This window comes from Allobosea sp. (assembly GCF_051860145.1).
In the GTDB taxonomy this organism is placed as follows: domain Bacteria; phylum Pseudomonadota; class Alphaproteobacteria; order Rhizobiales; family Beijerinckiaceae; genus Allobosea.
The window spans coordinates 37,313-55,497 of the sequence record NZ_JBHYEM010000005.1; the positions used below are offsets into that span (position 1 = coordinate 37,313).

The 18,185-nt window shown below is 68.1% G+C and carries 19 protein-coding genes; 8 read left to right on the forward strand and 11 right to left on the reverse strand.

Going from position 1 to position 18,185, the window contains the following annotated elements:
• The first annotated feature begins 5 nt into the window (after positions 1-5).
• Together ACTIF2_RS10245 and ACTIF2_RS10250 are read left to right on the forward strand one after the other, a co-directional pair.
• A complete protein-coding gene (locus ACTIF2_RS10245) occupies positions 6-821 on the forward strand; it encodes a class I SAM-dependent methyltransferase (RefSeq protein ID WP_439496961.1) in 816 nt (271 codons plus the stop codon).
• Positions 822-1,046: 225 nt separating this feature from the next.
• A complete protein-coding gene (locus ACTIF2_RS10250; RefSeq protein ID WP_439496962.1) occupies positions 1,047-3,275 on the forward strand; it encodes a transglycosylase domain-containing protein in 2,229 nt (742 codons plus the stop codon).
• A gap of 19 nt (positions 3,276-3,294) precedes the next feature.
• On the opposite strand, the gene ACTIF2_RS10255 is transcribed toward ACTIF2_RS10250, so the two are convergent.
• Positions 3,295-4,374, reverse strand: a complete 1,080-nt coding sequence (locus tag ACTIF2_RS10255) for a TonB family protein (protein ID WP_439496963.1) — start codon at positions 4,372-4,374, stop codon at positions 3,295-3,297.
• A gap of 217 nt (positions 4,375-4,591) precedes the next feature.
• Between ACTIF2_RS10255 and ACTIF2_RS10260 the strand changes: the two genes are divergently transcribed.
• Together ACTIF2_RS10260 and ACTIF2_RS10265 are read left to right on the forward strand one after the other, a co-directional pair.
• Positions 4,592-5,167 carry a DUF1214 domain-containing protein gene (locus tag ACTIF2_RS10260; RefSeq protein ID WP_439496964.1) on the forward strand — a complete coding sequence of 192 codons (576 nt, stop codon included), beginning with the start codon at positions 4,592-4,594 and terminating at the stop codon, positions 5,165-5,167.
• Positions 5,164-5,802 carry a DUF1254 domain-containing protein gene (locus ACTIF2_RS10265; RefSeq protein ID WP_439496965.1) on the forward strand — a complete coding sequence of 213 codons (639 nt, stop codon included), beginning with the start codon at positions 5,164-5,166 and terminating at the stop codon, positions 5,800-5,802. The genes ACTIF2_RS10260 and ACTIF2_RS10265 overlap by 4 nt, the downstream gene beginning before the upstream one ends.
• 16 nt (positions 5,803-5,818) lie before the next feature.
• Here ACTIF2_RS10265 and ACTIF2_RS10270 read toward each other — a convergent pair whose 3' ends face one another.
• Both ACTIF2_RS10270 and ACTIF2_RS10275 read right to left on the reverse strand, forming a co-directional pair.
• Complete coding sequence (locus tag ACTIF2_RS10270; protein WP_439496966.1) at positions 5,819-6,625, reverse strand: hypothetical protein; 807 nt, start codon at positions 6,623-6,625, stop codon at positions 5,819-5,821.
• Entirely contained in the window at positions 6,622-6,831 is a 210-nt protein-coding gene (locus ACTIF2_RS10275; protein ID WP_439496967.1) for a hypothetical protein, read from the reverse strand. Before ACTIF2_RS10275 ends, ACTIF2_RS10270 begins: the two co-directional genes overlap by 4 nt.
• A gap of 183 nt (positions 6,832-7,014) precedes the next feature.
• On the opposite strand from ACTIF2_RS10275, the gene ACTIF2_RS10280 reads away from it, so the two are divergent.
• Complete coding sequence (locus ACTIF2_RS10280; RefSeq protein ID WP_439496968.1) at positions 7,015-8,151, forward strand: DUF2336 domain-containing protein; 1,137 nt, start codon at positions 7,015-7,017, stop codon at positions 8,149-8,151.
• A gap of 7 nt (positions 8,152-8,158) precedes the next feature.
• On the opposite strand, the gene ACTIF2_RS10285 is transcribed toward ACTIF2_RS10280, so the two are convergent.
• From ACTIF2_RS10285 to ACTIF2_RS10295, 3 genes are read right to left on the reverse strand one after another with little or no spacing between them, the layout of a single operon-like run.
• Positions 8,159-8,494 (reverse strand): DUF1491 family protein, encoded by a 336-nt coding sequence (locus tag ACTIF2_RS10285; RefSeq protein WP_439496969.1) that lies wholly within the window; start codon positions 8,492-8,494, stop codon positions 8,159-8,161.
• Positions 8,495-8,516: 22 nt separating this feature from the next.
• Positions 8,517-9,092: a hypothetical protein gene (locus tag ACTIF2_RS10290; protein WP_439496970.1), complete on the reverse strand. Its 576-nt coding sequence runs from the start codon at positions 9,090-9,092 to the stop codon at positions 8,517-8,519.
• A 13-nt stretch (positions 9,093-9,105) separates the two neighbouring features.
• Positions 9,106-10,923: a PAS domain-containing sensor histidine kinase gene (locus ACTIF2_RS10295; RefSeq protein ID WP_439496971.1), complete on the reverse strand. Its 1,818-nt coding sequence runs from the start codon at positions 10,921-10,923 to the stop codon at positions 9,106-9,108.
• Positions 10,924-11,251: 328 nt separating this feature from the next.
• Between ACTIF2_RS10295 and ACTIF2_RS10300 the strand changes: the two genes are divergently transcribed.
• Entirely contained in the window at positions 11,252-11,530 is a 279-nt protein-coding gene (locus ACTIF2_RS10300; protein ID WP_439496972.1) for a hypothetical protein, read from the forward strand.
• A 106-nt stretch (positions 11,531-11,636) separates the two neighbouring features.
• A complete protein-coding gene (locus tag ACTIF2_RS10305) occupies positions 11,637-12,062 on the forward strand; it encodes a SufE family protein (protein WP_439496973.1) in 426 nt (141 codons plus the stop codon).
• A 6-nt stretch (positions 12,063-12,068) separates the two neighbouring features.
• Here ACTIF2_RS10305 and ACTIF2_RS10310 read toward each other — a convergent pair whose 3' ends face one another.
• The 3 genes from ACTIF2_RS10310 to ACTIF2_RS10320 all read right to left on the reverse strand — a co-directional run bounded on the left by ACTIF2_RS10310 (position 12,069) and on the right by ACTIF2_RS10320 (position 13,851).
• On the reverse strand, positions 12,069-12,875 hold the full coding sequence (locus tag ACTIF2_RS10310; protein WP_439496974.1) for a DUF6456 domain-containing protein: 807 nt from the start codon (positions 12,873-12,875) through the stop codon (positions 12,069-12,071).
• Positions 12,872-13,231, reverse strand: coding sequence for a helix-turn-helix domain-containing protein (locus ACTIF2_RS10315; RefSeq protein WP_439496975.1), 360 nt, complete (start codon positions 13,229-13,231; stop codon positions 12,872-12,874). The genes ACTIF2_RS10310 and ACTIF2_RS10315 overlap by 4 nt, the downstream gene beginning before the upstream one ends.
• Before the next feature lie 203 nt (positions 13,232-13,434).
• A complete protein-coding gene (locus ACTIF2_RS10320; protein ID WP_439496976.1) occupies positions 13,435-13,851 on the reverse strand; it encodes a Ros/MucR family transcriptional regulator in 417 nt (138 codons plus the stop codon).
• Between the two features lie 455 nt (positions 13,852-14,306).
• Between ACTIF2_RS10320 and ACTIF2_RS10325 the strand changes: the two genes are divergently transcribed.
• The gene (locus ACTIF2_RS10325) at positions 14,307-16,448 is read left to right on the forward strand and encodes a S9 family peptidase (RefSeq protein ID WP_439496977.1); all 2,142 of its coding nucleotides are present in this window, start codon (positions 14,307-14,309) and stop codon (positions 16,446-16,448) included.
• Here ACTIF2_RS10325 and ACTIF2_RS10330 read toward each other — a convergent pair whose 3' ends face one another.
• Positions 16,449-16,796: a hypothetical protein gene (locus ACTIF2_RS10330; RefSeq protein WP_439496978.1), complete on the reverse strand. Its 348-nt coding sequence runs from the start codon at positions 16,794-16,796 to the stop codon at positions 16,449-16,451.
• A 366-nt stretch (positions 16,797-17,162) separates the two neighbouring features.
• On the reverse strand, positions 17,163-17,915 hold the full coding sequence (locus ACTIF2_RS10335; RefSeq protein ID WP_439496979.1) for a prolipoprotein diacylglyceryl transferase: 753 nt from the start codon (positions 17,913-17,915) through the stop codon (positions 17,163-17,165).
• Positions 17,916-18,185 lie beyond the last annotated feature (270 nt).

The following is an 18,185-nucleotide window of genomic DNA, read 5'->3' on the forward strand; positions in this document are numbered from 1 at the left end:
GCGGCGTGCTTGATCAAGGCGATTGGCAGGGCAATCCGACGACGATGACCGACAGCGGCACATCCCATCCCGGCGGCAACTATTCGCTGAAGGAGGAGATCCGCGCCTATTGGTCGGGCCGCGCCGCCACGTTCGACCAGCAGGTCGGCCACGCGATCAAGTCCGATGCCGAGCTTGCCGCCTTCCAAGCCTTGCTGCGTCAATCCTTCGGAGCGGAGCCGCGCGAGGTGCTCGACCTCGCCTGCGGCACCGGCGAGATCACCCGCGCCTTGCTGTCGCTGGGCCACACCGTGACAGCGATCGACTTCTCCGAAGACATGCTCGCCCGCGCCCGCGGCAAGCATGGCGACCGGGCCCGCATCCTGGCCGGAGACGCCGAGCGCCTGCTCGACGACGATGCCAGCTATGATGCGCTGGTGACGCGGCATCTGGTCTGGACGCTGACCGATCCGGAAGCCGCCTTCGCCGAATGGTTCCGGGTGCTGAAGCCCGGCGGCAAGCTCCTCGTCATCGACGGCGACTGGATCAACCGCTCCTGGTTTCAAGGGCTGCTCAACCGCGCCGCGACCTTGCTGCGCCCGGGCGCCGCCCCGCATGGCACCGAACGCGACGCCTTCGTCTCGATCAGCAACCGTTTCTTCTTCCGGGACGGGCTGAGCCTCCAGCGTCTCGGCACGATGCTGCACCAGGCGGGTTTCGCGATGATCGAGCCGGCCGACTATGCGCAGGTGGTCAGGGCCCAGCAGCGCAACGCCGCGTTGCACGATGCCCTGCGCCTTGCGTCCTCGACGCGCTTCGCGCTGCTCGCGACGAAAGCCTGAGCCGCATCTTTCGACGCATCCGGCCGCCGGAAACGGCTGTATCCCGCCCGCGAACCCGGCGCGCCCGCGTCTTGGATCCTTGCTCGGAGGTGGATACCGCCGGCTTGCCCCTTCCGCTGAGAGCGCCGAGGGCTTATTTCAGAATGTCGGATCGCGCATTCGCCGGCCGATCCGGGATACCGTCGGCTCGTGGCCGCGGCAGGCTCAGGATGGCCCAACGCTGTGATGGAGTTCCGGAAAGCACGCTGGAAGACCCGTCTCAAGCGCTTCGCGCTCGCCGTCGATGCATGGATCGGCGACACGCTCTGGGGCGCCGGCAGACGCGCCGGCGAGCGCTATGAACGGATCCGCAGCTTCGCCGACCGCTTTACGGCCACTGGCGGCAAGCGCGTCGCTGCCGAACTCGCCAGCGAGGGGCTGAATATCGGCATCGTCGGCTCGCTGGTGATGCTGATGCTGGCGATCCCGGCCTTCCGGGAGGGGCGCGAAGAAGCCCTGAAGCATCAGGTTTTCGCCGTGACCTTCCTCGACCGCTACGGCTCGGAGCTCGGGCATCGCGGCGCGCGCCATGACGATTCGCTGAAGCTCGAGGAATTGCCCGATCATCTGCTCAAGGCCGTCCTCGCCACCGAGGACCGGCGCTTCTACGATCATTTCGGCATCGACATCTTCGGCACCTTCCGCGCCCTGGCGGTCAATGCGCGCGCGGCGGGCGTGGTGCAGGGCGGCTCCTCGATCACGCAGCAGCTCGCCAAGAACCTGTTCCTCAACAACGAGCGCTCGCTCGACCGCAAGATCAAGGAAGCGTTCCTCGCGCTCTGGCTCGAATGCCGGCTGACCAAGAACGAGATCCTGAAGCTCTATCTCGACCGCGCCTATATGGGCGGCGGCACCTTCGGGGTGGCAGCGGCGGCGGAATACTATTTCGGCAAGTCGGTGAAGGATGTCAGCGTCGCCGAAGCGGCGATGCTCGCCGGCCTGTTCAAGGCGCCGACCAAGTTCGCCCCGCATGTCAACCTGCCGGCGGCGCGCGCCCGCGCCAACGACGTGCTCAACGCGATGGTCGATGCCGGCTTCATGACCGCGGGGCAGATCGACAGCGCCCGGCGCAACCCGGCGACGCCGATCGACCGGAAACGCGATTCGAGCCCGGACTACTATCTCGACTGGGCCTTCGACGAGGTCCGCAAGCTGTCCGAGGACGGCAAGATCGGCCCCGACCGCGTGCTGACGGTCAAAACGCCGCACGACCCGGCGATCCAGGGCCAGGCCGACAAGGCGGTAGAGGCGATCCTGCGCCAGCACGGGCCGGCCTATCATGCCAAGCAGGCGGCCGCCGTGATCATGGACCCCGACGGGGCGGTGCGCGCCATCGTCGGCGGGCGGGATTATGGCGCGAGCCAGTTCAACCGGGCGACGGCGAACCGCCAGCCCGGTTCGTCCTTCAAGCCCTTCGTCTATGCGGCGGCGCTGTCGTCGGGGCTCTACAAGCCCAGCACCATCGTCACCGACCGGCCGGTCTGCATCGGCAATTGGTGCCCCAATAATTACGGGCGCTCCTATGCCGGTTCGATACCGCTCACGGTCGCGCTCGCCAAATCGATCAACACGATCCCGGTGCAGATGTCGATCGCGATCGGCCGCGCCACCGGAGAGACGCATGAGGCGCGCGCCGCCCGCATCGGCCGGACGAAGATCATCGAGACCGCGCGGGCCATGGGCCTGACCACGCCGCTGACCGACACGGTCTCGCTGCCGATCGGCGCGGCGGAGGTGACCGTGATGGACATGGCGGCCGGCTATTCGGTGCTGGCCAATGGCGGCAAGCGGGCCAAGCCCTATGTCGCGACCGAGATTCACAACTCGCAGGGCGACGTCATCTACAGGCATGACCGCGACGAGCCTCCCGCCAAGCAGGTGCTGAGCAGCCAGGTGGCGCAGGACATGAACTTCATGCTCTCGAAAGTGCCGACCGAGGGCACCGGCCGGCGCGCGGCGCTCGAAGGCGTCGTCACGGCCGGCAAGACCGGCACGACGAACGGCTACAAGGACGCCTGGTATGTCGGCTATTCCGGCAATCTCGTCGGCGCGGTCTGGTTCGGCAACGACGATTCCTCCGAGACCGCCAACATGACGGGCGGGTCGCTGCCGGCGATGACCTGGAAGGAGATCATGCAGTTCGCCCACCAGGGCATCGAGCTCAAGCCGATCCCGGGCGTCACGCCGACCTCCGATCCCAAGGTCGCCGCCCTCGCCAAGGCGAACGCCTCCGCCACGGCCCCCGCCGCCACAGCGCCCGGGCCGGGCGCCGGGCACCTGCCGCAGCGCTCCTTCGAGGTGCTGAACTCGGTCGGGCAAATGTTCAGGGAGGTGGGCGTGCGCCGGCCCGGCACAGGCACGACACAGGCGCGCGCGGGCCGTTTCGCCGATACGCGGTCGGGTTACTTCAACTAGCCCACCACTCAGGCCATCCTCATGGCCTGAACATGATCGGCACGTTGAGGGCGATGCTCTCGCCCTTGACGTCGTCAGGTGCGGCAGGGAACGGCGCGGCACCGCGCACGGCCGCAAGGGCGGCCTCATCGAAGGCCGCGATGCCGGAACCCGTGGCGAGCTGGGCCTCGACCAGGTTGCCCTGGCGGTCGAGGCGCATCGCGACGATGCTCGTGCCGCTGGGCCGCGCCGCATTCTTGTCGGCCTGGTCCTTCAATGCGGCGGGATAGCGGGTTCGCAGCCGAAGCTTCTCCTGGATCAGGCGCTGCCATTCGGCCATGTCGGCGATCGTCACGGCCACCTTGCCGTCGACGACATCGCGCCGGAGCTGGAGCAGCCTGTCGAGATCGCCGCGCAAGGCCGGGTCAGGCCGCATGGACGCGATCTCGCCGGCGAATTTCGCCAGCTGCATGACCTGGCCGACATTCAAGCCTTCCTGGAAGCGCGGCAACTCGTCGACGAACGCGGCAACGAGCTTGCGCGTATTCTCCAGGCCGAATTCCGGCGTTCCCGCCATCCGGAAGACCCAGTACGCCGTGCCGACGAAACTGCCGGCGAGCTTCACCCGGGTCGATCTGAAAATCCGCTCCTTTTCCGCCGGGTCGGGGATATGGCCGGCCCGCACGAAGGTGGCGTCACGGACATTCGCCATCGATCGGATCAGGAAGGTGTAGCCAAGCGCCATTTCGTCCTGATAGCGCACGAAATTGCGCTGGAGCTTTTCCTTGTTCCGGGCCGCATCGCCATCGTTCGTATAGCGGGTGAGGATCGCGTTCGCCGCGCTGCCCCAGGTGAGGAAAGCGTCCATATCCGTCGTGCCCTGGGGTCTGCCGGCGAGAACCGCCTCGACATTCCAGAGGCGGCGCAGGATCGGCCCGGCGCGCGGATCGGACAGCGGCGGCAAGGCCTGGCTCGCTTCGGTCTCCTTCGCATAGGCGGCGAATTCGGTGCTTGCCGCCAGCCCGTCGCGAATCGCTGCCAGGGGCACGTCGGCACGCGCGGGAACGCTGGCGCTCAGCGAAAAAACGAGCAGCAGGGCCCGGCCAGCGGTCATTCTCATCGCCAATCTCCCTTCAGATCTCCAGCCGTCCGCGTGTCGGAGACTACCCGGCCCGGGCGGACGGGGCCACCCGCCCTGCCCTTGCCGCGCCCGCCTGCGAAGGCACCCACCACACGCGCCGATATCCGCAAGGCGCGTACCCATGCCATAATGGTGCCGGAAGAACGCGTCCCGATGACGCTCGCGCAGCGCAATTCATGGCCGAAGCGGAGGACCCTTGCGCATTCTCGCCCTCGCCTATGTGATCGTGCTGGGCGCCGGTCTGGGCCTCGCCTCTGCGCATTATGCCGTGGCCGGCCGGCCGCCTTTCGGAATGGTGGAGGTCGGGCCCTGGACCGCCTGGCCGCGCAGCGGCGGGCGCAGCATCGATCCTTATCTGCGCGCCTATCTGGCACGCGGCGTCCACCTGCCTCTGGGTTCGGGCGAGGGGCTCGAGCTGGTGGCGGAGCGCGACGACAGCGGCCAGGCGCTCGACGGGCGCTGCCGCTATCTCGTGACCGGGACGACGCCGGCGACGCGGGCCTGGACGCTGAGCGTCACCGACCCCGACGGGCAGGCCTTTCGCCTGCCGCTCGAACGGAGCGGCTTCACCGATGCGGAGATCGTCCGGGATGAGCGCCCGGGCCTGCGGATCGCCGCCGCGACGGCGCCCGAAGCCGGCAACTGGCTCCCCCTCCCGGCCGGCGGGCGCTTCCAGCTGCGGCTCAGGCTCTACGATACGCCGATCTCGGGCCATGCGGGCGAATTGCGGCCCGATGGCCTGCCGCGCATCGGCCGGGTCGATTGCCGATGACCACGATCGAGCAACCGCATGCCGACCGCTCCCCCGCGGCCCGGGCGCCGGCAAGGGCGGCATGGCGCGAGCGCCTTGCCGCGGCCGTCCGACGCTTCGTCCTGGCGACACTGGCCGGGCTGGTGCTGGCCGGCATGGTCCATATCGTCGCGATCCTGCTGATCCCGTCCCTTTCGGAGCGCGATGCCGGCACCGCCTATATGGCGCTGGGAGCGGGAGGCCGGGCCGAACTGGTGACGCCGGCGGCTGTCGGCCTGCCCGCCCTGCGCGACGCCGACCCCGCCGCCGTCACCGCCGTCTGCAGCTACGATCTCAGCGCCGGTCCGATGCGCGTGGTCGCTCGCGCGGGCACGCTTCCGCTCGGGCTCTCCCTGCACCGGCGCGGCGGAGGCGTCGTCTATGCGATCACCGATCGCGCCGCAATCCGCGGCGTGCTGGAATTCGTGGTGATGACGGAGGAGCAGCTCGACCAGAGGCTGGCCCGTGACGAGGATGGCGAGACGACACGTGAGCTGCGTGTGGTCTCCGACACGATGCAGGGTCTGATCGTCGCGCGCGTCCTGGCGAAGCTGCCATCGGACCGGGCGGAGGCCGAGGCGACGGCGACCGGCGTCGCCTGCGGCCTGGCCGACTGATCAGCCTTTGTATTGATCAACCCTTGTAGACGACGGTCTTGCCGGTGCCGCCATCCGCCGGCTTGCCACCGCCGAAGACCCCGACCAGCGGCAGCTTGCAAAGCGGGCCCGCCTCGGCTTCCAACGCCATGATGGCGCGCTCGGCCCGGACAGCATCGCGCGACGGCATCTCGACGACGAGATTGGCGAGCGCATAGCGATAGCTTTCCAGCCGGAAGCCGACGCGCTCGCAGACCCAGAGGATCAAGCCTTCGTTCTCTACCACGCGGGCGAGCGCAGGGTCCTGCTGCTCCGGCGGGACGTCGGGCGAGGATTCCAGGGTGCGCAACCGCACCCTGTCGGCGACGACGACCCGGCCGGCATTGGCGCGGAACGGCCCGATCAGCAGCCGGTCGGCGTTCGCGTCCTCGGCCAGCCGGTTGTAGCGCGAGGCCTGCGAGCGGAACTGGCCCGAGGTCAGGGCGCGGAAATAGTCGGAGACCTCGCTCGACTGGGCCTCGACCGGCAGGACGCGCGCATGGGCGAGGTTGGACACCTTGCTGGCGAAGCGGCTGCGCTCGTGCCCCGGCATGATGAAGCGCCAGGCCCGGTCGCGAAGTTGTTCCTCGTCGTCGGTGGTATGGAAGGGCGAGGCCGCCTCGCCGCGCGCGGTCGCGGACCAGAAGCCGACGCCGGGCGCGATCACGTCGTTCCAGATGCCCGGGCGCGGCCGGCCGAGATCGCCGCTGCTGGTGCAGGACGCGGCCGAGAGGGCCAGCGCCAGGGCGAGACCCGAGCGTCGCGCCAGCCCGGGCCGCTCGCATCCGGATCGGTGCTGCGTCACACCGGCTGCCCGACGCGCTTGCGAACACGCTTCGCCCGGCTCGCGGGCCGGGGCGCCGGGCGGTCCAACCTGACGGCCGGCAAGGGCTCGGCATGGCGCTCGTAGCGGATGCCGGTGAAGAACAGGATCACCCCCGTCTCCGGCGGGATCACGGACAGGCGCTCGGTCTTGCGGGCGCGCGGCACGAAAGGAATGACGACGGTCATGATGCGCCTCCTTCGGTTGGCGCCAGGATTGCGATCGAAGCAGGGTCGGATTCGCGCGACGCGGGCCTGCGCCGCCAAGCCGAGACCCTCCTTCTCCGCATCAGGCCCGGACATGGTTAACGCCATCTTAAAGCCTCGGGGATAACTTGGCGGAAATCGTCCAGTTCCCGCCGAGTCCGCCACATGCCATCCCGTATCTCCGCCGATCTCGCACAACTCGCCCGTCTGGCGCGCGATGGCGGCCTCGATCTGAGCCAGGTCTCGCTGCGGGTGAAAGCCGACCTGCTGATGTCGACGCCGCAGCCGGCGGCCGAGGACCTGGCAGCCTTCGCCGAGATGGCGGTGGCGCTGATCCCGTCGATCGACGAGGCCACCGCCACGATCCTGGCGCGCAAGCTCGCAGGCTGGCGCCACGCACCGGAGATCGTGCTGCAGGCGCTGAAGCTGCGCGGCGGAGACGTCCTCACCACCTTGCTGCGCCACGGCATGGCGATGCCGGCGCCGGAGCTGGAAGCGATCGCCGCCCATGGCGATGTCGCGGCCGCAGCCGCCATCGCCGAGCGGGCCGACATCCCGGCGACGGCGAGCCTCCTCCTGGCCGGACGCGGTGAACGGCAGCTCGACCTCGCCCTCATCGCCAATCCGGCGGCGATCCTGCCCCGCGCCGCGCTCGACCTGCTGCTCGTACGCTCGCGTGACGACGACGCCTATGCGCCCGGCCTGCTCGCGCGCAGCGATCTCGCCGATGTCGAGCTAATCCCGCTCTTTCTCCCGGCGCCCCCCGAGCGGCGCTTTGCGATGTTGGAGGCCCTCGCGGCGCTCGAGGCGGTCGACCCGTCCGAACGCCGGCCCGCCCTGGCTGCCGAGACCTTCACGGGCTGGCTCGCCACTGCCGATCAGGATCGCGAGGGGCTCTTCGGCGCGATCGCGAGCCAACTCGGCGCCACATCGAAGCTCACCGAGGCGATGGCGCGCGACCGCTCGCGCGACCTGACGGCGCTTTCGCTGATCGCCGGCGGCGTCAGCGTCGAGGACGCGACCCGGATGCTGATCCGGCTCGGAGACGAGACGGCGCATTCAGTGGCGCGGATCTTCGCTCTCGTGGCGCTGATGCGTGCCGTCAGCCCTGCCATCGCCCACCGGCTCGTCATGCAGATCTCGGGTGAAACCAGCCAGCCCGCAGGCCGCAGGGGCCAGCATCAGCCGATGCTCGATCCAAGCGGCACGCCGGCGCGCACCGGTGCGGCCAAGCCCGACCGCCACCACTCGCTGCTCGACGAAATCCGGCGCACGCTCGCGCGCGGACGCGACCAGGCCTGAGCGGCGCTCAGCCTTCCACGAGCTCGAGCCGCGGATCGCCCAGGCGGTTCTCGATCTCGACCAGCCAGAGGTCGGAATCGAACCGGCGCTCGCGCTCGACCCGCTCCTCGACGCTGGCAGGATCGGAATCGAGGATGAGCTGGAAACGCCGGGCGCCGTCATCATCGGCCAGCGCCTGCGGCGCCGGACCATAGAGCGCGGCCGTCCCGTCGAGCCGGTCGAGCTTGACGAAGATCGCTCCCGCTTCGCGCGCGCCGCGGCGGCGCAGGACCGCGACGAGCCCGTCAAGCGCCGCCTGGCGCAAATAGGCCGAAACCCAGAAATCGCTGGTGAGACGCGCCATGCCCCTGCGCGCCAGCCGCGGCTCAGTTGTCCGTTGTGCGGCGCGGTGTCGCCGGACGGGCCGCGCCGCCACGAATCTCACCCGGCGGACGCATGTCGACGCCATTGATCAGGTCGGCGATCGGATCACGCGGGGCCGGATTGCGCTGCGCGGCGGGCTGGACCGAGGCGGCCGGCGCCGGGCGAGACGGCGCCGGGACGTTCGCCTGCGGGCGCGGCGGCGTGCCGCGCGCGGCTTGCGAGAGGTCACCGGGGCGAGAAGGCGGGAGCAGCGCGGGCGGCGACGACTCGGGAACGACGGCGGCAGGCGCCTGCTCGACACGGCGCTCGACATTGCGCACCGGCGCAGGTGCGGAGGCTGCCGGCGCGGCGACGATCGGCGCGGGGTGGCGCGCCTTCTGGAACATCAGGGCATTCAGGAGGATGGCGGCGGCCACGGCCGAGAAGATGAACAGGATCAGGCTGCGGCCAGGACGGCGCCAGACCAGGCGCCAGAAACGGGCGAACCAGGACGCCTTGCGGCGCGCTGACTGACCGCGCCGGGCGGGGCCGGATATCGTCGCGTGCGAATGGGCGCGGGCTGCAATGGTAGCGGACATGCTCAGGCTCTCGTCAGGCGGTCAGGCGAAAAGGTTCTTTGGTTTCGAGGCTGCGCCGCGGCGCACGCGCGAAGGTCACGATCTTTGTCGGGTGCGACGCGGCTTCGACGCCTCCGACCGGCAGCCTCACGGAAACCCGCGTGCCGAGGCCCGGCGCGCTTTCGACGGTGAGGCGACCACCATGAAGGCCGACCAGCCCGCGCACTACCGACAGGCCAAGGCCCGTGCCTTCATAGGCCCGGTCATAGGAGCCCTTGGCCTGGAAGAACGGGTCGCCGAGGCGCGGCAGGTCGGCCGCGGCGATGCCGATACCGGTGTCGGACACGGAGAGATCGATCATGTCGCCGTCGCGCACAACCGCGAGCGTGACGCGACCGCCGGCATGGGTGAATTTCACGGCGTTCGACAGCAGGTTGAGCAGGATCTGCTTGAGCGCCCGCCTGTCGCCGAGCGCCATCGGCAGCTCGGGACCGACAATGCGCTCGAGCGCGACCTGCCCGGCCTCGGCGCGCAACGCGATCAGCCTGCAGCAATCCAGCGTCAGCTCCGCCAGATCGAGCGGCTCCTGCTCGATCGCCATGGAACCGCTCTCGATCTTCGAGACATCGAGCAGCGTGTTGACCACGTCGAGCAGGTGGTGGCCCGAGGCGTGGATGATATTGGCGTATTCGAGCCGCTTGGCAGCGTCGAGCAGGCCATGCGCATCCGTTCCCAGCATCTCCGAGAAGCCGATGATGGCATTCAGCGGCGTGCGCAGCTCGTGGCTCACCGTGGCGAGGAACTGGCCCTTCTCGTCGCTTGCCTTGACCGCCTCGGCATGGCCGCGGGCGCGCTCCTCCTCGAGGGCGCGGCGCGCCGTCACGTCGCGCATCACGCAAACCACCGCGGCGCCGTCCTTCGGGCCGGCATTGGCGATGCGATGCGCCTGCATCTCGAGCCAGAGGGCGACCGGCACGCCGGCATTCGCCCCGTCGCGCGGCACGAACAGCGTGCGGAAGCAGGCGGTGGCCTGGCCCGCGCCATGGGCTGCGTCGCTGAGCGCCCTCAGGAAGAGCGGGCGGTCGGCGACATGGACGCGGTCGAGCAGGCCGCGGCCGAACAAGTCACGCGGTTCGGCGCCGGCCAGAGCGCGCGCGGCGTCATTGGCGAAGACCACCGAGCCGGTGGCGTCGTGCCAGGTGACCAGGTCGCCGACATGATCGAGCAGGAGCTGGGCGCGCGCGTCGGAGGCGCGGTGCTCGCGCAGCTCGTCGTCGCGCCGCCTGAGGAAGCCGACGGCGATCAGCATGGCGTGAAGGATGGCGGCCGTCACCAGGACCGGCATGGCACTGGCAATCCAGGGCGCGGGCGCGGCGTTGAAGCCCATCTGATGCATGATCACGACGCAGCCGAGCGCGATCGCGGCGATGGCGCTGGCGCGCGCAACATAGGGTCTGGAGCCGAAGAACATCGCTTCGGCCGGAACGGCGGCAAGCCAGAGCAGGAGCGGCGAGGCAACGCCGCCGGTCATCCCCGAGACGGCAACGACAAGCAGCGCCAGCGCCGCCGCCGAGATGCAATGGGCAAGATCGAGACGGCCGCTGCGCGACAGGACGAAGACCGCCACGAGCGGCAGCGTCACCGCGACCAGCACCAGCGTCTCCAGCGCGCCGAGCGTTCCGCGCCAGGCCAGATAGGCAGGCGCAAGGCTGAGAGCGGCGGCGCCGAGCGCCAACCGGGTCAGCATGAACCGCTCATGGCGCATGCGCTCAAGCGAATTCGGCAGCACCGATGGATGCACCATCGCCGCCACCTGTGTCCTGATCGCCGTCATCGTGATGGGAAAACGCAACGCTCACCTCGGCAGGCCGACTCGCCTGTATCGACCCGATCCTTGCGGCCGGCGGTTTAAGCGGGGTTTAAGGCGATCGTCCGGCGACAAGGCAGACTTTTATCGACGATCGACAATAATCCAACCATCACAGCCTCTTAGGACGATATCGGCTGGGCTTTCCGATGTTTGGCGATGTTGGAAGCAGGGTGAACGGAAGCTGAAGATGAAAGCGCGCCTTTGATTCAAAAGCGATCATTTCGAATGACGTGATCTTTCGAGCTGCCGTCTAGGATGGCCTCGGGTCTGGGACGGGCCGGGATGGCCCGGCTGAAATTGGGGATCGACCATGGCTTATCTTCTTCGCAGCCTGGCGGTGATCGGGGCGATCGCCCTCAATTCACCCGTCCATGGCACGAAATCCGAAGATAACGGCGCCGGCGAGACATTGCGCACCGTTGCCAAGGTCGCGAGCCAGATCGACGCGAAGACCGCTGCGAGCGGCTTGACCGCCGCGCGCGAGGCGGCCCAGATCATGGCCGGCCTCGATCCGCAGACACGGTCCCGCGTCCTGGCGCTGGCGCTGGGCGCCGCAAAGGCCGAGCCCTCTACCCGCTCGCCGAACTGAACCCCATATCTTCGACAAGGCAATGCTTGACGCGGGGCGCTGCGACGCGGAAGACGCTCGCCTTTGCGGTTCCGCATAATGGGCGGAAGCTCCGAGCGGACAGGTCATGAATTCAAGTCTCGACGAGATCGTCGCCAATTTCGAGCTGCTCGAGGATTGGGACGATCGCTACCGCTACCTGATCGAACTCGGCCGGAGCCTCTCTCCGCTGCCGGAGGACGCCCATACCGACGCGAACAAGGTACGCGGCTGCGCCAGCCAGGTCTGGCTCGAAGCGCGGCGCGAGGGCGGGCCGGGGCCGGGCACCCACCTGCATTTCGCCGGTGACAGCGACGCCCATATCGTGCGCGGCCTCGTGGCGCTGGCGCTCGCGATCTATTCCGGGCGCACGGCGCAGGAAATCCTCGCGACCGACGCCTTCGCGATCTACGAGTCCCTCGGCCTCGCCGCGCATCTGACACCCCAGCGCTCGAACGGCGTGCGGGCGATGATCGAGCGGATCAAGAGCGACGCCCGCCAGGCCGCCGCATAGGGCGCTTCAGGAGCGGATGTCGGCCGGCGCGATCTCCGGCCGCGCACCATCGGCGCGCCAAACCGATCGGGAACGGCCTGGATCGCGGGCTGGCGCATCGACGCCGTAATACGATGCCAGCGCCGCGAGCGCGAGGCGCAGCACGACCTTGGCGGAACGGGCCGGCCAGCGGCGCTCGCGCTCGACCAGGTCGAGCCCCTTCAGGAAGCCGCAGACATCGATCGCGATGCCTGACAGCTCCGGGCCGAGCCGGTCGCAGGCTCGTCTGACGCGCTGGCGCGCCGCCAGCGCGCTATCGGACGCACTCGCAGGATCGCGCGCGGAGCGATGATCGTCCGGGGCAAGAGCCGCATCCCAGTTCATCGTCAGGCGCGGCAGCATCCGGGCCAGCGTCAGGTCGGCGCGGAAACGCTCGCCTGCCGCGAATTCGACTGCGCTTATCTGCGGCTTGCCATCCTTCCCGGATCGCCGATGCAGCCAGAGCAGCGGGCTCTCGCGATCATCGGTCAGGACCGGCTGCTCCGCGCCATCGACGACGACCTTGCGGATCGACAAGGCCCGTTCCGGCATGTTGGCGGCTGCGAGCGAGAGCCGACGCCCCCTGCCGGAGCCGCTCCAGCAGGCGGTGCCATTGGCGACCAGCGCATCCACCTCGGCCGCGGAGGCATAACCGGCGCCGAGCGTGGCGCCGTCGGCATTTCGATAGAGCGCGATGCGACCGCAACCGAAAGGCGACACGGCTCCGAAGGCGCCGGGCTCCGCCAGAAAGCGTTGGAGGCGACCATGATTATCCGTCCGTTCGGCGCCGGTCATGACCGCATCTCCGGCACGAGGCTGCGGCTCATCGCCGTCAGGCCGGTCTCCAGGGCCTCCAGCGCCAGATCGATCCCCGGATCGTCGCGCCGGTCCTCGATCAGGGCGCAGGCATGCCTGACCGTCGTGCGATCCCGGCCGAAGCAGATGCCGACATGGGTGAAGGGCATGCCGAAGGCGACATGGGTGAGATACATCGCCGTCTGCCGGGCCAGGGCGTTGGCGCGGTTGCCGCGAAAGCGATCCCGCAGTGCCGGAGCGGGAACACCTGTGGCTGTTGCGGCCGCGGCCTCCACGAGGCGCGCGAGCGCCGCCTGACGCAGCGGGTCTCGTGACTCAATCTGACATGTGTTCATGATTTGTTCTAATCCTCTCCCCGCTGATGCGCCTGGGCGTAAGGCAGGGTTATAGGATTATATTCTTATTCCCTTTTTGACAAGTGCCATTGCCGCTTATCCCCGCCCGACCTTGGGACAAAGAAAAGGCCGCCGGTAAGCCCGGCGGCCTTTTCTCTTTCGGTTGCGACACTGGGCGGCCTACCCCGCCCATCGTCGCGCATTCAGCGCCGCTTGCGACGCTGCTGTCCCAGGCCCATCTTCTTCGCCAGCTGCGAGCGCGCCTCGGCATAGTTCGGAGCGACCATCGGATAATCCGGGGGCAAGCCCCATTTTTCACGATATTGCTCAGGCGACATGTTGTACTGCGTGCGCAGATGACGCTTCAGCGACTTGAACTTCTTGCCGTCCTCCAGGCAGATCAGGTAGTCGGCCGTGATCGACTTCTTGACAGGAATCGCGGGCTTCGGTGCCTCGGCAGGCGCAACCGGCGCAGCACCACCGACAACGCGACTCAGGGCAGCGTGCACATCGCTGATCAGCGCGGGCAATTCGGATGCAGGAACGGAATTGTTGGAAACATAAGCTGATACGATGTCAGCAGTCAGCTCGATGAAATCCGAACCGTCATTGTCGGCCATGGTGAGATTACTCCTTATGTGTTCTTGGACAAATTTCGTCAGACCGCCTGCCCCCTCGATGCCTAGGCCCCCGCTCTTCAAGGCCGACTGCAGGTCAAGGACAGCCGGACACAGAATCACAAAAAGCGAGACGGTCGGGTAATCGTGTAATACAAAGAAAACACTCCCGCAAGCCAATAATGCGCTGGCTGAATACGCTTGTTCTCGTAAAATATTGCAGCGACCAATGGTGTACATGGTAACCAAATTATGCACCCAGTCACGATCATGCGCCGCCAGGTTGTCTTGCCAGTTTGAGCGCCGGACTCTACCTGTCTGTTGCCGGTCCGGAGGGAAGGCATGTCTTGCGAAAGCCGGAAACTGAACGGCAATGGCGTTGATGCGCCGCACACGAGAATGTTGACTAAGCAACGATACCAGATCGCCATTCCTTTGGCCGGCAGTGCGGAAGCAGCATGAACAGGATCGCGGGCAAGCGCCCTCCCCAGCCGCCGCGTGCCGAGGCGCGCGCTGAAACACGTTCCGTCCATGGCGTCACGCTGAGCGACGAATACGCCTGGCTGCGGGCGCCGAACTGGAAGGACGTGCTTCGCGATCCCGACGCGCTGCCCCAGGATATCCGGGACTATCTCGAGGCGGAGAACGCCTATTGCGCGGCGCTCCTGGCGCCGACGCGCAGCCTGCAGAAGGATCTGGTCAAGGAATTGCGTGGCCGGATCAAGGAGGATGACGAGAGCGTCCCGCAGCCCGACGGCCCTTTCCTCTACTATTCGCGCTACCGGCGCGGCGGCGAACATCCGCTGATCTGCCGCAAGCCGCGCGAGGTCGCGAAAGGCAAGGCCGGACGCGAGGAGATCATGCTCGACGCCGACGCCCTGGCGAAGGGCAAGGATTTCTTCGATCTCGGCGATGCGGCCCACAGCCCTGACCATCGCCTGCTCGCCTGGAGCGCCGACGAGGCCGGCTCCGAACTGCACGGCATCAGGGTCCGGGACCTGGCGACCGGCGCCGATCTCGACGACCGGATCGCCGACACCACGGGCGAGATCATCTGGGCGCGCGACGCGCGCTCCTTCGCCTATGTTCGCCTGGATGAGGACCATCGCCCGTCACGGGTCTACCGGCACCGGCTCGGAACGGCGGCCAGCAGCGACGAATTGCTCCATGAAGAGCAGGACCCGGGAATGTTCGTCGATATCGACGAGACCCAGTCGGGGCGGTTCCTGCTGATCTCGATCAGCGACCACGAGACGTCCGAAGTGCGCGTGCTCGATCTCGCCGAGCCGGAGACGGAGCCGACGGTCATCGCGCCACGCATGATCGGGCGCCAATACAGCGTCGAGCATCACGGCGCCGATTTCCTGATCCTGACCAATGCGGACGGCGCCGAGGACTTCAAGATCGTCAGCGCCCCCGTGGCGCAGCCCGCCCCCGAGAACTGGCGCGATCTGGTCCCGCACAAGCCGGGCCGGCTGATCCTCAGCCATCTGTGCCTGAAGGACCGGCTGATCCGGCTCGAACGCGAGGAGGGCCTGCCGCGCATCGTGATCCGGGACTTGGCCACAGGCGCCGAAAGCAGCATCGCCTTCGAGGAGGAGGCTTACGGACTGGGCCTCGACCCTGGCTACGAATTCGAGACCGACTGCCTGCGCTTCCTCTACGCCTCGATGGCGCGGCCGGCCGAGACCTTCGACTACGACATGGCGACGGGCGAGCGGACCCTGCTGAAGCGGCAGGAGGTGCCCTCGGGCCACGAGCCGGCCGATTATCGCGTGCGGCGCGTCTTCGCCACGGCGAAGGACGGGGCCAAGGTGCCGATCTCCCTGCTGCATCGCGCCGATACGGCTCTCGACGGCTCGGCGCCCTGCCTGCTCTATGGCTATGGCTCCTACGGCTCGGCCATGTCGGCATCGTTCCGGACCAATCCGCTCGGCCTGGTCGATCGCGGCTTCGTCTATGCCATCGCCCATGTCCGTGGCGGCACCGACAAGGGCTGGCGCTGGTATCTGGACGGCAAGCGCGGCAAGAAGACCAACACCTTCACCGATTTCATCGCGGCGGCCGAGATGCTCGCCGATGCCGGTTTCACGGCGCGCGGGCGGATCGTCGCGCAGGGCGGCAGCGCGGGCGGCATGCTGATGGGCGCGATCGCCAACATGGCGCCGGAGCTGTTCGCCGGCATCATCGCGGAGGTCCCCTTCGTCGACGTGCTGAACACGATCCTCGACGACAGCCTGCCGCTGACCCCGCCCGAATGGCCCGAATGGGGCGACCCGATCCGCGACGAGGCGGCGTTCCACACGATCAGGGGCTATTCGCCCTATGACAACGTGAAGGCGCAGGCCTACCCGCCGATCCTGGCCATGGGCGGCCTGACCGATCCGCGGGTCACCTATTGGGAGCCGGCGAAATGGGTCGCCCGGCTGCGCGCCACGATGACCGCCGGCGGCCCGATCATGCTGCACACCAATATGGAAGCGGGTCATGGCGGCGCGGCCGGCCGCTTCGATTCGCTGAAAGAGGTGGCGCTGGCCTATGCCTTCGCCATCCATGCGGTCGGCGAAGGCTGGCCGGAGGCGCGTATCGCCTCCGCCTGATCAGACGCCGAGCCTGCTCTTCTCGCTGGCGAGATAGACCTTGAGCTCATCCATCGAGGCGAAGCTGTATTCGCCATCCGGGGTGCGGGCCTGGATCGAGCCGTCGGCATACATGGTGAAATGGGTGTCGCCGACCTGATAGGCGCCGACGACGCCCTCCTCGGACGAGGCGGGTCCGGACTGCTTGGCCGGCTCCTCCGGTTCCTGATCTGGCGCAGCCTCGTCCTCCGGCATGTCCTTCGCGGAGGCCGGTTGTGCCGCCTCCGGCGCGGGCTCGCCCGGCGACGTCTCCTCCCCAGTGAGCTCGTCAGCCTTTGTCGGCGCCCGCTCCTCGGCTTCGGGCTCCAAGCGGGCCCTTTCGGCGGTCAGCGGCGGCCAGCGCGGCGCCGACGGCTCGTCCGGATCCTGGACAGGCTCTCCCAATGGCGGATCGCGCCGCCCGAATACGGGAGGCATCCATGCCGCAGCGTCATCGAGCTCGGCGTCACGCGTCTCGGGAGATGGATTCGCCGGCTCGGCCTCGGTCTCGCTGTCCTTCCCCGGCAGTTGCGGGCCAAGGCTCAGATGCTGCCGCAGCGAGCCGAAATCATCGGAATCCGGCGGTGCCCGCCCGGTTTCCGTCTCGGGCCGGCGCGGCGTGTCGATCTGGGGCCACCAGATCGACGGCTCGCGCGGCTTGCCCTCGTCGCCGGCCCTAATTTAGGTCTCTTGGGGTTAAGTCTCGTGGGGTTCAGCGTCCTGGCTTTCAGCACCCTGGCTTTCGGCATCTTGCGGACCCGCGTCCTCTTCGGCCGAGATGGCCTCGGTCGGCGGAACCTTCGGCTCGAAGGCCGCAGTGATCGCGGAGGTGATGGCATCGGAGGGAACGTCGGCGACCGTCGGATCAGCGGCTTCGGTCACCGCAGGCTCGCCTGCCTGCTCCGAGGAAGGCTCCGTACCTGCATCGGCCGATCCGCTGCGCTTCTCGCCTTCCGCTTCGGACTCGACCTCGATATCCTCGAAGAGATCGCTGACCACCGGCTCCGGCGCATCATCCTCCTCCGAAGCCGGCGTCTTCTCGCCGTCCTTCGAATCGGCAGCGCCCTCGTGCAAGGCCGCAAGCGCTCCTCCGGCCGCGACCAGGCCAGCCCCCGCCACGACCGGGGCGAAGCCCGGAAGGGTCGCCTGAGCCTCGACGTGAGCCGGCACATCCTCGCTGTCGGGCTTCCCGGCGAGAGCCACGGCCTCATCCGCCGGAGGCGCTGCCGGACGCACCACCGCGAAATCCGCGAGCGAGGCTTTCACCCGCCGCAGCTCCACCAGCACGCGCGAAAGCGCCAGCAGGATGATGCCACCGGTCGCCGCGACCGTGCCAATGATGACCTGCGTGAAGCCACGCTCCAGCACGAGATAGGGCCAACCATCGACAATGGCCGCGATACCGCCACCAAAAAGGGCCAGCCCCAATAGAATGAAGATCGTGATCAACGCAGCATCCTCAGCATTCACCGGAACGCGGGCAGTATCTCCGCCCTGTCCGATCATCCTCTAACTTATTGAATAAGGGACAGTTTCACAATTCGCGACGAAACCGTCGCGCAAAAAGACGGTTCACAAGCTCCGAACCTCGTCTGCCCCGGGTGGATCTCTCCGCTGCAACAGCATGCTGATGAGGCTCCGGCAGCGGTTGCCGACCAGCCGCCGGAGGCTTAACTAACGGGTGGAATGGCGGCACGTTCCGCCGGGCCGGCAAGGCTC